This is a genomic window from Craterilacuibacter sp. RT1T, assembly GCF_023502145.1.
In the GTDB taxonomy this organism is placed as follows: Bacteria; Pseudomonadota; Gammaproteobacteria; order Burkholderiales; family Chromobacteriaceae; genus Craterilacuibacter.
The window spans coordinates 1-12,912 of sequence record NZ_JAMFLI010000002.1; the positions used below are offsets into that span (position 1 = coordinate 1).

The window sequence follows — 12,912 nt, forward strand, 5'->3', positions numbered from 1 at the left end:
GGAAAACCCCGGCTTGTGGTTTGTGCCCCTTGTGCTGGCGAAGGCTTGGCGTAAACGGTGCGGATCCTCTGTAATCAACGATATGTGCGCGAGTATTTGATTCGTTGTACCGGGTCTTTACCAATGTTTAATGGTTTAAACAAAGACCGGCTTGAGGCCTCGCTGCGACCTTTTACCGTGCTATTGGTATTTTAGATAGTGACATCTTCTTGTTTTGCTCCGGCAGTGGCGCTTGTGCGCTATCATGCGCGCGTAGCGCGTGTCCGGGGTCCGGCCTGGGGTTGGGCGGATCTTGCGCACGCCTTTTCCCTATTTAAGGAGCACGCATGCGTCTGTTACTGTTGTCCAATGCCAAGACCGAGGGGATGGCTTACCTCGAATACGCCATTCCGCACTTTCAGTCTTTCTTCGCCGGCAAAGTCGAGCGTGCGCTGTTTATCCCGTTTGCCAACGCGGCGGGGGACTATCTCGGTTTCGAAGCCAAGGCGGCGGTGGCTCTGGCCCAGGCCGGCATCAAGCTTGAGTCGATCACGCGCTTTGCCGATCCGGTGCAAGCGGTGCGCGAGGCGCAAGCGGTGATTGTCGGTGGCGGCAGCACCTGGAAGCTGTTGCGTGATGTGCGCGCTTTGGGCTTGCTGGAGGCGATACGTGAACGCGTCGCCGGCGGCATGCCTTATGCCGGCTGGAGCGCCGGTGCCAATCTGGCTTGCCCGACCATTATGACGACCAATGACATGCCCATTTGCGACCCCAAGGGTTTTGATGCGCTGGATTTCATTCCCTTCCAGATTAATCCGCATTATCTGCATGGCAATCCGCCGGGCTTTAAGGGCGAAACGCGCGAAGAGCGTATCGCTGAATTTGGCAAGCTCAATCCCGATACCTGGGTGGCGGGCATACGCGAAGGCACGGGCTTTGTCATCGAGGATGGTACGATCCGCATGGTGGGCGAGCTCGATTGCCGCGTATTTAAGGCCGGCACCGAGCCGTGTGAAGTGCCTGCGAGTGGCGACTTTTCCTTCCTGATGCGCAGCCAGCGTCCTTGCGCCTGAGTCTCGCTTGAAGCCTGCGCCGCGATGCCCGGCATCGTGGCGCAGGTCATGTGATGTCGCAGCAAGTACACTGGGGGCTGACGGATACCGAGCTGGTGTTTTATGGCTAAACAGCATGCCTCGCACAGAGGCGGTTTGATACGGCAATTTTTGCAGACCCGTCCGCGTTTGACGCTGGCTTTGCTGGCGGGGATATTGTCTTACTGGTTTTTGCCGGACAGTCTGACGCTGTTGACGCGGGTGCTGCTGGGCTGGAACGTGACGGCATGGAGCTATCTGCTGGCGCTGTGGACCATGATGCTGCATGCCCGGGTGCAGCATATCCGGCAGGAAGCGCAGCGTCAGGACGAGAGCGCGGCCAAGGTGCTGGCACTGGTGTGTGTGGCGACGCTGATGAGCCTGGCGGCCATTGTGCTGGAAATGGCGCTGGCACATGCGCCGGCAGGTGGCTGGCATCTGACGTTGACCGGGATGACGCTGCTGGGTGCCTGGCTATTGCTGCCGACCTGTTTTGCCGTGCATTACGCCCACCTGTTTTACCTGTCCGGCGCAGAGCCGCCTTTGCTTGGTTTTCCCGACGCGCCGCCCGAGCCCGATTACTGGGACTTCCTCTATTTTTCTTTCACGATTGCTGCAACCAACCAGACCGCCGATGTCGCGGTCGCCAGTTCGCGCGTGCGCCGTTTGGTACTGCTGCAAAGCATGCTGTCTTTCGTGTTTAACCTGTTTATTCTGGGTTTATCCATCAATCTGGGCGCCGGTTTAATCGGCGGCTAAGCGTCAGCGGAGGAGCCTGCCAGCTGCTAGTCTGCAGCGAGGCAGCACGGGGCTGCCCTTGGTCTGGAGATTAAAGATGGCACGTCTTCCTCCGCTGGAGTTTGTCGTGTTGGGTGGTGGTATGGCCGGACGGCGCTTGGCGCGGGATCTGGCGCGCCGTGGCCATCGGGGCGCCTTGGTCGAATATCATGCTTTTGGCGGCGCCTCGCTGAATGTGGCTTGTCTGCCGGACGCGGTCATGGTGCGCGCGGCGCGCATCGCTCACCAGATGCGCCAAGGCGCGGCCTGCGGCGTGGGCAGCGGCGTATGTGAAGTGGATCTGGCGCGCCTGTTTGCCTGTATCGGCGAGACGGTTTCTGCCGCCCGCGCCCATGATCTTGCCTTGTGGCCGGCAGAAAAGGTCGAGCTGGTGCTGGGGCACGGCCATCTGATTGCGGCGGATACGGTAGAAGTTGCCCTGCAGGACGGTACTTTGCGCCGTTTGCGTGCCGAGCGCATTTTCGTGTCCACCGGCTCGGCCGTTAAAGTGCCGGCGGTGGCGGGCCTGGCTGACGCCTGCGCCATGACGCAACGCGAACTGATGTGCATGACGCGCCTGCCAGCGCACTTGCTGATTCTGGGCTCCAGTTTCGGTGCGCTGGCCTATGCACAGGCTTTTGCCCGTCTGGGCTGCGATGTCACCCTGATAGATGAAGCGCCGCGGCTCGCCCGCTTTGAAGATGCGGTATTTTCCGATGCCATTGGCCAGCTATTGCGCCGTGACGGGGTGCGTCTGTTGACTTCGACTGTTATCGAGCGGGTGCGCGGTATCAGCGGTGCCGGCGTGAGTCTGGAAGCAAGGCAGGGCCGGCAGTTGCTGGAACTGGATGGCAGCGATATTTTGCTGGCGGGTGCGCGCCGGCCGCTGACGGCCAATTTGGGGCTGGAGGCCCTGGGGGTCGAGTTGGCCGCCGATGGCCGTATCGTGGTGGATCAAAGTCTGCAGAGCACGGTGCCCGGCATCTATGCACTGGGTGAGGTGGCCGCGCATCCGCAGCCTGGCCATGCGGTGAGTGACGACGCCCGTGTTGCTTTGTCGTTGTTTCATCCGCCTTTGCAGCCGGTGCAGGGGCGGGTGTTGCCACGGCTGGCCTTTATTGACCCGGAGTATGCACGCATCGGCCTGAGTGTAGCCGAGGCAGAGCAGGCCGGGCTGGACGTGCGCGTGTTGAGTCTGGCCATGGATGCGGTCACGCGGGCCTGGGCCGAGGGCGAAACCAGCGGCCTGATGCAGGCGGTGATTGCTGCCGATAGCGATACGCTGCTGGGCTTTGCCATGCTGGGCGTGGGCGCGGGCGAGGTGGTGTCGGTGGTACAAATGGCGATGCAGGCGGGCTTGCCCTACACCGCGCTGGCCAATACGCCACTGGCACACCCCACCGCATCCGAGGCGCTAAACACCCTGTTTGCCCAGGCGGGCTAAGCGCGGAGCGGCCAGCTTAGACCCGAAGTGCCGCCATCAATCCCATGACCAGTACAAAGCAGGTCACGCCCACCAGAATCAGATTGAGCATGCGCTCGCGCTCCAGTTTGACGGTGGCGTGCTCTTTTTTGGAGTTGGCACGCGACAGGTGCTGTTCCAGTTCGCTGCAGTGGCTGGCCTGACTGGCCAGTGTATCCAGCAGGCGTTCGCAGTCCAGGCGGCGAACGGTTTCGCTATCCCATACGCCCAGTAACTGACTGGCCTTGGCCTTGAAGTAGCGGCCGCTGCGCTGTTCGATATCAAACCATTCAAAGTCAAAACCCTGAGTCGCGTAATAGCCGTTGCGCCGCAAACGGGCTTCTTCATTGGCGGCATCTTCTGCGCGCAACAAGCCTCCCTTGATGCTGTAGTCCGGATAGCGGGCTTTGGCCCAGACTATCGTCTGGGCAAACAGATAGGCCGGCAGACCTTTGCCGGCTAGCGTCTCCAGCACTTGTACGCCGTACTCCGGCCCGAAGCTGATGCTGCTACTGGCGTGGTCGACCCAAACTTCGGCGCTGTGGTAGCCGTTGTGCCATTCGGCGGCTTCGCCTTGCAGCAAGGTCCATTCGCTGCCGCGGGCACTGGCATGGGCGCGTATCTGCACCTTGAAATAATCGGCTTGCTCCGTGCGCGCCTGCAGCTTGCGTTCGACGGCATAAATCGGGTCGCCGCTACCGGCCAGAATCAAAATGGATTCGGACTGGACTTCAGCCTGACTGGCAAGCGCGCTGGCGCGAATGGGCGCGGAGGTCGGAGTGCTGGCTGAGCTGTTCATCGCAGGGAGAGGGCTTAAAAGTCGGAGCGGAGTATTTTAAATTATCCCCGCTGAGATGATCGACTAATTTGATGATTTATTTTGTCTAATGCCGTTGGCGCAGCTGAGCGCGGGCAGCACCATATTTATCATCTAGGATGGAGAAATACTTGCAACCATAAGCATAAACATAATGGCTGAATTGTCGACATCTGCCCCCCGTGCCGCACTGTGTAGTGTGCTTGTGTGCATCTTGGTGGGGTGTGCCAGTCCTGTGTCGCCGGCACCGCCGGTGTTAGAGGCGAAGGCTTTGTCCTTACAGTCGCTGGCGCAGTCACCGGCATTTGCCCGTGGCAACTGGTGGCAGGGTTTACAAGAGCCGGCGCTCAACAAGCTGCTGGAGCAGGCCCTGGCTGCCCATCCGCGTTTGACCCTGGCCTCGGCGCGTGAGGCAGGTGCGCGTGCCCGTCAAGCCATTGCGGCCAGCGCGCATGGTCCGTTTGTTTCGGCTAATGCCTCGTGGAACCGCCAGCGTTACAGTAGTGACGCGCTGGTGCCGCCCCCCATTGCCGGTTCCTGGCAAAACCTGTCCGAGTTGGGCTTAAGCCTGGACTACCGCTTTGATGTGTGGGGCCGTGTGCGCGAGCGCGTGACGGCAGCAGCCGGCGCGCAAGCCGCGGCGCATTTGCAGCAGGACAGTGCCAGACTATGGCTGCAAAGCGAGGTGGTGAGCCAGTTTGTACAATGGCGCGCCGCACAGCAAGAGCTGGCGCTGGCGCAAGAGGCGCTCAGGCTGTCAGAAAGTCTGGCCAGACAAGATAAAACCCTTAAGCGCGCAGGTTTGGTCAGTCTGGATGCCTTATCCGAGCGTGATGCCATGCTGGCTGCCCGGCGTAGCGATGTAAGTGCGGCGCAAAGCCGGCTGCTGGGGGCCCGCGCTGCGCTTGGGGCGCTGACGCTGAGCGATGCGGCCAGTCTTGACGCATTGCCAGCCGCTGCCTTGCCGTTATGGCCTATTGAAACAGCGGGTTTAACGCTGAACCAGATTGCTCCGCGGGCAGAGCTGCGCGCTGCCCGTTTCCAGATGGAGGGCGCGGCGGCACAAGTGCGTGCCGCCCGTGCCGATTTTTACCCCGATATTTCCCTGTCCGCCCTGATTGGTCTGTCGACGCTCAGTAGTGCCACGCTATTTGATGCGCGCTCGCGCGGTTTGTCTCTGACGCCGGCCATCAGCCTGCCGCTGTTTCAAGCCGGTGCCTTGCAAGGTGCACTGGATTTGCAACAGGCCGCTTACGCCGAGGCGATCGCAAGCTACAACCAGACCCTGCTCGATATTGCCCGCGAAAGCGCGACGGCGCTGGCCTCGCAGCAAGGCGCGCTGCACGCCGAGTCTGACGCGCGCCTGGGCGAGCGCGCCGCGCAGGCACTGGCCGCCAGTGCTCAGCTGCGCCAGCGCGCGGGCCTTGCTCCCGCCAGCGAGCCTTTGCAGGCCGGTCTGACGCTTGTTGATGCCCGCTTGGGTCTGGTGCAGGCGCATCGTGCACGGCTGATGGCACAAACCGCGCTGGTCCGGGCCATGGGCAGTGGCGCGCTGGACAATACCTTCAAGAAAGAAAACTTATGAGTGAAACTGTGGTGGTCGATAGCAAGCGCCGCCGGCGCGCCTTGTCGTTGGCGGTTTTGTTACTGCTCTTGCTGGCCCTTGCCGTCGCGCTTTACTGGCTGCTGGTGTTGCGCTTTGAGGAAAGTACCGATGACGCTTATGTTGCCGCTTATGTGACACAGATAGACGCACGGGTAGGCGGCACGGTCAGTGCGGTATATGTGCACAATACTGACTCGGTCAGGGCGGGGGATTTATTGGTGCAACTGGATGCCAGCGATGCCCGGCTTGCGCTGGCACGGGCCGAGTCGGCATTGGCGCGTGCGGTGCGTGGCGCACAAGGCTCGCAGCAGCAAGTCAGCCAACTGGCCGCCGAAATCAAGGGGCGCGAGGCGGCATTGGTTCAGGCCAGGGGCGACCTTGCGCGCCGGCGCATTGCGATCGAGGGGCAGGCCGTCAGTCATGAAGCCCTGCAGCATGCCGAACAGGGCGTCGCCGCAGCCGAGGCGGCCCTGCAGGCTAGCCGTGCGGCCTGGCAAGCGGCGCGCAGCCAGGTAGTAGGCGGTGTGGTCAGCGATTATCCCGAGGTGAGCGCCGCGGCCGATGCGCTACGGGAGGCATGGCTGAATCGCGAGCGCACCGCTATCCGTGCGCCGATTCAGGGGCAGGTAGCCAAGCGTGCGGTGGCGCTGGGTTCGCAAGTCGCACCAGGCTCGCCCTTGCTGGCACTGGTGCCGCTGTCTACGGTCTGGGTTGATGCCAATCTGAAAGAAACGCAGCTGGAAAACCTGCGCATCGGTCAGCCGGTGACGCTGACCGCCGATATTTACGGCAGTTCAGTCAAGTATCGCGGCACGGTCGCCGGCCTGTCGCCGGGTACCGGTAGCGTGTTTTCGCTACTGCCGCCGGAGAACGCCAATGGCGACTGGATCAAGATCGTGCAGCGCCTGCCGGTGCGCATTACGCTGGACGCCAGGCAATTAGCCGAGCATCCCCTGCAAGTGGGCTTGTCGATGTCGGTAACGGTGGATACGCATGCACGCGACGGACAAAGGCTGGCAGCCGTGCGCCGCGGTGCGCCAGTAGAAGCGACTGATTTATACGATGTCTCGCTGGAGCAGGCTAACCGTCATATTGATGCGGTGATCAAGGCCAATTTGCTTGGCAAGGGTGAGGCAGAGTGAAAACCATCCCGCCCTTGCAAGGCGCTGCGCGGGTATGGGCGACGACCGCACTGGCGCTGGCCACTTTTATGCAGGTGCTGGACACGACGATCACCAATGTCGCCATTCCCACCATCTCGGGCGATCTGGGCGCCTCGGTCACCGAGGGCACCTGGGTGATTACCTCGTTCGGTGTCGCCAATGCCATTTCGGTGCTGCTGTCCGGCTGGGTGGCGCGGCGCTTTGGCGAAGTGCGCGTGTTTATGGTGGCCACGCTGGGCTTTGTGTTGACATCGTTTCTCTCCGGTATGGCGCCCTCGCTTGGCCTGCTGATTCTGTTCCGTGTGCTGCAGGGCTTGTTGGCCGGCCCGCTGATTCCACTGTCGCAAAGCCTGCTTTTGGCAAGCTATCCACCCGAAAAAAAGACGCTGGCACTGGCCTTGTGGGCGATGACCGTGATTCTCGCCCCCATTGTCGGGCCGATTTTAGGTGGCTGGATTACCGATAACTGGGTATGGGGCGGGATCTTCTTTATCAATGTACCGGTCGGCCTGTTTGTCGCCGCCGTAGCCCTGTGGCAACTGCGCGGACGGGAAACCGAGACCCAGACCCAACCGGTGGACAAGGTCGGGCTGGTGTTGCTGGTGATAACCATCAGTGCGTTTCAGATCATGCTGGATCTGGGCAATCAGGATGAGTGGTTCAGCTCCACGCGCATTATCACGCTGGCTATTATCGCGGCCGTGGGCTTGCTGTTTCTCTTGCTATGGGAGCGTGACGAAGCGTATCCGGTGCTGGATCTGGCGCTGTTTCGCCAGCGCAATTTCACCGTGGGGGCACTAAGCCTGAGTCTGGGTTATCTGATGTATTTCGGTTCCATCTTGCTCTTGCCTTTGCTGATGCAGGAAAACCTTGGCTATACCGCGACGCAAGCCGGGCTTGCGCTGGCACCCGTGGGGCTGTTGCCGGTCATTTTGTCGCCGCTGATCGGGCGCTTTTCCAATCGCATCGACTTGCGTCTGCTGGTGACGCTGGCCTTTGCCGTGTTTGCCGCTTGCTATTACTGGCGCACCTTCTATACGCCGGCCATTAGCTTTGGCTGGCTGGCATGGCCGCAGCTGGTGCAGGGCATCGGTGTCGCCTGTTTTTTCATGCCCCTGACCGCCATTACCCTGTCCGGCCTGCCGCCCGAGCGCATTGCCTCGGCGGCCAGCATGTCGAATTTCATGCGGACCATGTCCGGCACCATAGGCGTCTCGCTGGTGACCGCCTTGTGGGACAACATGGAAAAAGTGCATCACGTCAATCTGGTGCAACAGATCAATCCCTATCACCCGGTTGCTCAAAACAGTCTGGCCGCGTTGCAGGCGCAGGGCTTTTCTACGGCGCAAGCGCTGGGGCTGATTAACCAGCAGATTACCCAGCGCAGTTATTTCATGTCGGCAACCGATATCTTTTACCTGTTTGCCGTGTTGTTCCTGTTGTTGATTGGCTTGGTATGGCTGGCACGCGGCCCGTTTAGCGAGAAGCCGGCGGATGCAGGGGAGCCGGGCTAGTGTCTCGGTGGCTCATTCATGGGAGGTATGATGAAAAAACAGACAGCGTTTATTCTGGTTCTGCTATTGCCCATGGGGGCACAGGCACGCAACCTTGATGCACTGGGGGTCTCCGGCGGAGGCGGCGCTTATGGCCATAGCCGGCATACGTCTTCGCTCTCGGTGCTGGCTCAGACTGCGCCATGGTGGCAGAGCCGTTTGCAAGGCGGCAGCGAACTGATGCTGCTGGGCGAGGGGCGGCTGAGCTGGAACGCGCGGGGGAGCGATAGCTTATGGGGCATCAGTGCCTCGCCCTTGTTGCGCTGGCAGTTTCCATCCGCCAGCGGGGCGCTGAGTCCTTATGTGCAAGCCGGTATTGGTGCGGCCTGGTTTAACGGCACACGTCTGCAAGACACGGACTTGGGTTCGCGCTGGCAGTTTATCGACCAGCTGGGTGTCGGGCTTGCCGGGAAAAGCTGGGATCTTGCCTTGCGCGCCGTGCATTACTCCAATGCCGACCTGAAAAAACCGAATAACGGTCTGGATCTGCTTGAGTTGAGCGTGCTGTACCGCTACTAGACATGGTGAGCCGCAGTTCTGCATGATGCTGTTTAGATGGGGGCTTTGTCAGCGGCCGGCTTTACCGTTATGATGCGTGCGCTAATCACCGGGGGTGCCCAGTCGGGCTGAGAGAGTCCCCATTACCTGATCTGGGTCATGCCAGCGTAGGAAGCGTGATGCGGCACGTTTTCGCGCGCCGTTTCCCTGTCTTCGCTTTATGGCCTTGTAAAGCGGAGAAACCATGAAGCCTGTTCGCATCCTGACCACTGTTTTGCTGGCCTTTGCCGCCTGCGCCGCGCATGCGGCTGAGTTGCGCGTATTGACCCATTCCTCTTTTTCCCTGCCCAAGGCGCGTCTGGCTGCATTCGAGCAGCAAAACGGCGTCAAACTGTCGCTGATCAAGGGCGGCGACGCCGGCGAGATGCTCAATAAACTGATCCTGACCCGCGCCAACCCGATTGCCGATGTGGTCTACGGCGTAGACAACACCTTGCTGGCCAAGGCCTCCGCTGCTGGCGTGATCGCGCCGTATTCCGGTGCTGCGCTTAAGTCCAAGGCGCGTTATGCGCTGGGCGAGGGGGTGGTCAGCACCGATTACGGCTATGTCACGCTGAATTACGACAAGGCTTGGTTTGCCAAAAACAAGCTGGCTTTGCCGGCCTCGCTGCAGGACTTGACCAAGCCTGAATACGCCAAGCTCTTGGTGGTGCAAAACCCGGCTACGTCCAGTCCGGGCTACGCTTTTATGCTGGCCACCATTGCCGGCATGGGCGAGGCGCAGGCCTTTGACTGGTGGGCGAAGTTGCGCGGTAATGGCGTGAAAGTGGCCAAGGGCTGGAGTGAAGCTTACTACACCGATTTTTCGCGCAACGGCGGCGAGCGCCCGCTGGTGGTGAGTTACGCCACCAGCCCGGCGGCCGAGGTGTTCTACAGCAAGGACAAGATCAGTATGCCACCAACCGGCAACCTGTTCCTCAAGGGCGGGGTGTTCCGTCAGGTTGAAGGCGTGGCGCTGGTCAAAGGCGGCAAGGAAGGCGAGGCCGCTGCCAAGTTTGTCGAATTCATGCGCTCGCCCGAGGTGCAGGCTGAATTGCAGACCACGATGTGGATGTATCCGGTGGTCGAAGGCAGTGCCGCTGCGCCGGTGTTTGCCCATGCCGCCGAGCCGGGTTTTGCCGCCGAGATGGCACCGGCCACCATCGCCGCCAAAGGCGGGGCATGGCTTAAGCGCTGGAACAAGGTGGTGTTGCGTTAAGCATGACCATTGCCATGATGTCGCCCGGCACTTATTCGCGCCGGGCTTTAGCCTTGCTGCCGCTGGGCTTTTTAGTGTTACTGGCCTTGCTGCCGCTGGCGCGGCTACTGCTTGAAGGCTGGGATGGCGTGCACCTTGAGTTGTTTGCCGATGACTATCTGCAAGGCCGTCTGCTCTGGTCGCTGGCACAGGCGGCGATGACCTGCGTGCTGACTGGGTTAATCGGCGTGCCGCTAGCTTGGGTGCTGGCGCGGTTGGCCTTTCCCGGGCGCTCCTTGCTATTGCGTCTGATGTTGCTGCCTTTTGTGATGCCGACTTTGGTGGCGGCGCTGGGGGTGTTGACCCTGTTCGGTCCGCGCGGCATAAGCGGCTTGAATTTGCAGGACACGCCCTGGCTTTTGCTCTACGGCAATCTGTTTTACAACCTGCCGCTGGTGGTGCGCGCCTCGGTTGACGGCTTGCTGGCGCTGCCGGCCAGTCGCCTGCTGGCAGCGCGCAGTCTGGGTGCATCGCCTTGGCGTGCTTTTTGGCGTATCGAGCTGCCGGCGCTGATGCCATGGCTTTCGTCCAGCCTGTGTCTGGTGTTTCTGTACTGTTTTTCCGGCTTTGGCCTGGCCCTGCTTTTGGGCGGGCAGCAATGGGTCACGATAGAAGTTGAGATTTACACCCTGGTTGCCTATGAGTTGAACCTCGCCGACGCCGGCGCTTTGGCGTTGGTGGCCATGCTGGTCAGTGCGACTGCCGCGCTGTTTTATGCCGCACTGGAGGCGCGCATGGCGGTGCCGGCCAAGGCCGAGCCGCTGGCGCTGTTGGCGCTTAATACGCTGCGCCGCCGCGTCTTGCTGGCGAGTGCCCTGCTGGTGTTGTTGCTCATGACCGGCGCACCGCTTTTGGCTTTGCTGGCGCGCGCCGCACAAGTGGAGGCACAGACATGGCGTTTGTTGCTGAATGAAGACACGGCGCTGGCATTATTCAATACCCTGCGTTTTTCGTTGCTGGCCTTGCTTTTGGCCAGCTTGCTCGGCGTGTTGCATGCGCTGGCGGCCAGACGCAGTACGCTGATGCGCGCGGCGGCGTTTTTACCGTTTGTGGTGTCGCCGGTATGCGTGGCTTTCGGCCTGTTGCTGTTATATCCGGGCTGGACCGCCAGTCTGCTGCTGCTGGTGTCGGCCTATGCCTTGCTGGCCTATCCCTTTATCGCCAAGAGTCTGGCGGCGGCGCTGGATGCGCTGCCGCCCAATCTGCCAGCGGCTGCGCGCACGCTGGGGGCGACGCCCTGGCGCAGCTTCTGGCGTGTGAGTTGGCCATGGTTGCGGCCGGCTTTTCGCCGGGGGCTTGCCTTTGCCGCCGCCACCACGGTGGGCGAGTTTGCCGTGACGCTGTTTTTATCGCGCCCCGAATGGCTGACGCTGACCACGCTGATCTACCAGCATCTGGGGCGTCCCGGGCAGGCCAATCTGGATGCGGCGCTGTTGCTGTCCGTTTTATTGATGCTGTTTGCCCTGATTGCGTTTGCCGCAATCGAGTGGCCGGAAAAAAACCATGCTCCAGATCGTTGACCTTAGCCTGTCTTATGCCGGCCGCCCGTTGTTGTCCCGCTTTAATCTGCATGTAGCGGCGGGGGAGATTGTCGCCTTGCTCGGTCCCTCGGGGTGCGGCAAAAGCTCCTTGCTTAAAATCATTGCCGGCCTGAGCGCCGCCGATGCGGGCGAAATGTTTTTTGCCGGCGAGCCGCTGGCAGGGCTTGCGCCTGAGGCGCGTCGCTTTGCGCTGATGTTTCAGGATTTCGCCCTGTTTCCGCATCTGGATGTGCTGGGTAATGTGATGTTCGGCCTGATCGAGCAGCGTGTGCCCAAACGCGAGGCCGCGGTGCGCGCCGAGGCTATGCTGGCCGGTGTCGGTCTGGCTGGTTTTGGCTCGCGCCGGGTGTGGGATTTGTCTGGCGGCGAGCAGCAGCGGGTGGCGCTGGCGCGCGCGCTGATTACCGATCCGCGTTTAATGCTGCTGGATGAACCGTTTTCGGCGCTGGACGCGCTGTTGCGTACCGGCCTGGGCGACGAGTTTCGCCGCAGCCTCAAGGCGGCCAATATGCCGGCCATTTTAGTGACGCATGACCCGGCCGAGGCGGCGCGCCTGGCCGATCGTATCGTTAGTCTGTCTTAAGCACTGAGGGTCGCAACTGGCTCTATCAGGCTGCACACGTCGACCCAATGCCCGCTTACTAGTTGTGCCAGCATCTGCGGTGACAGTCGTACCGCCGTATGGGTGCCGCCTGCTGCCGGTAGCACCTCATCAAATACCTGCAATGAAACATCCAGATACACCGGCAAGGGCGTGGCCAGACCAAATGGGCATACCCCGCCGACCGGATGGCCGGTGATGGCTTCGACCTCGTCCGGTGGCAGCATCTTGCCCTTGCCGAATTTCTCCTTGAATTTGCGGTTGTCTATGCGCGCATCGCCGCGCGTAACCAAAATCACGACTTCGTTGTTTGTTGTTCTGAACGCCAGCGTCTTGGCAATACGGCCGGCTTCGACTCCATGCGCCGCGGCAGCCAGCGCCACCGTCGCCGTACTGGTCGACAGTTCGATAATGGGCATGTCCAGTTGTTTGCTGGAGAAAAATGCACGCACGGAAGCGAGGCTCATGCTAGGTATCCTGTCTGTGGGGCGGGATGTGTAGGTTTTCCCTGATAGTCAAACATAAGT

12 protein-coding genes and 1 riboswitch are annotated in these 12,912 nt (G+C 61.1%); of the genes, 10 read left to right on the top strand and 2 right to left on the bottom strand.

From position 1 onward, the window contains the following. Positions 1-326 precede the first annotated feature (326 nt). From pepE to M3P88_RS03930, 3 genes are all read left to right on the top strand, one after another. Positions 327-1,052, top strand: a complete 726-nt coding sequence (gene pepE / locus M3P88_RS03920; RefSeq protein WP_249614758.1) for a dipeptidase PepE — start codon at positions 327-329, stop codon at positions 1,050-1,052. A gap of 135 nt (positions 1,053-1,187) precedes the next feature. After that, on the top strand, positions 1,188-1,829 hold the full coding sequence (locus tag M3P88_RS03925) for a DUF1345 domain-containing protein (protein WP_249614759.1): 642 nt from the start codon (positions 1,188-1,190) through the stop codon (positions 1,827-1,829). A gap of 76 nt (positions 1,830-1,905) precedes the next feature. Continuing rightward, on the top strand, positions 1,906-3,291 hold the full coding sequence (locus tag M3P88_RS03930) for an FAD-dependent oxidoreductase (protein WP_249614760.1): 1,386 nt from the start codon (positions 1,906-1,908) through the stop codon (positions 3,289-3,291). A 16-nt stretch (positions 3,292-3,307) separates the two neighbouring features. On the opposite strand, the gene M3P88_RS03935 is transcribed toward M3P88_RS03930, so the two are convergent. Then, the gene (locus tag M3P88_RS03935) at positions 3,308-4,108 is read right to left on the bottom strand and encodes a hypothetical protein (protein ID WP_249614761.1); all 801 of its coding nucleotides are present in this window, start codon (positions 4,106-4,108) and stop codon (positions 3,308-3,310) included. A gap of 172 nt (positions 4,109-4,280) precedes the next feature. On the opposite strand from M3P88_RS03935, the gene M3P88_RS03940 reads away from it, so the two are divergent. From M3P88_RS03940 to M3P88_RS03970, 7 genes are all read left to right on the top strand, one after another. Beyond that, positions 4,281-5,711: an efflux transporter outer membrane subunit gene (locus M3P88_RS03940; RefSeq protein WP_249614762.1), complete on the top strand. Its 1,431-nt coding sequence runs from the start codon at positions 4,281-4,283 to the stop codon at positions 5,709-5,711. After that, positions 5,708-6,874 carry an HlyD family secretion protein gene (locus M3P88_RS03945; RefSeq protein ID WP_249614763.1) on the top strand — a complete coding sequence of 389 codons (1,167 nt, stop codon included), beginning with the start codon at positions 5,708-5,710 and terminating at the stop codon, positions 6,872-6,874. The genes M3P88_RS03940 and M3P88_RS03945 overlap by 4 nt, the downstream gene beginning before the upstream one ends. After that, the gene (locus tag M3P88_RS03950) at positions 6,871-8,409 is read left to right on the top strand and encodes a DHA2 family efflux MFS transporter permease subunit (RefSeq protein ID WP_249614764.1); all 1,539 of its coding nucleotides are present in this window, start codon (positions 6,871-6,873) and stop codon (positions 8,407-8,409) included. The genes M3P88_RS03945 and M3P88_RS03950 overlap by 4 nt, the downstream gene beginning before the upstream one ends. 30 nt (positions 8,410-8,439) lie before the next feature. Then, positions 8,440-8,967, top strand: a complete 528-nt coding sequence (locus tag M3P88_RS03955; RefSeq protein ID WP_249614765.1) for an acyloxyacyl hydrolase — start codon at positions 8,440-8,442, stop codon at positions 8,965-8,967. 80 nt (positions 8,968-9,047) lie between these two features. Further along, a riboswitch (TPP riboswitch) is annotated at positions 9,048-9,138 on the top strand. Positions 9,139-9,190: 52 nt separating this feature from the next. Next, entirely contained in the window at positions 9,191-10,204 is a 1,014-nt protein-coding gene (locus M3P88_RS03960; protein ID WP_249614766.1) for a thiamine ABC transporter substrate-binding protein, read from the top strand. 2 nt (positions 10,205-10,206) lie between these two features. Beyond that, a complete protein-coding gene (locus tag M3P88_RS03965; protein ID WP_249614767.1) occupies positions 10,207-11,763 on the top strand; it encodes an ABC transporter permease in 1,557 nt (518 codons plus the stop codon). Next, on the top strand, positions 11,747-12,367 hold the full coding sequence (locus tag M3P88_RS03970; RefSeq protein WP_249614768.1) for an ABC transporter ATP-binding protein: 621 nt from the start codon (positions 11,747-11,749) through the stop codon (positions 12,365-12,367). Before M3P88_RS03965 ends, M3P88_RS03970 begins: the two co-directional genes overlap by 17 nt. Here the strand turns inward: M3P88_RS03970 and M3P88_RS03975 are convergent. Then, positions 12,364-12,852, bottom strand: a complete 489-nt coding sequence (locus tag M3P88_RS03975; RefSeq protein ID WP_249614769.1) for a YbaK/EbsC family protein — start codon at positions 12,850-12,852, stop codon at positions 12,364-12,366. The two genes, M3P88_RS03970 and M3P88_RS03975, sit on opposite strands and share 4 nt — an antisense overlap. Positions 12,853-12,912: the final 60 nt, after the last annotated feature.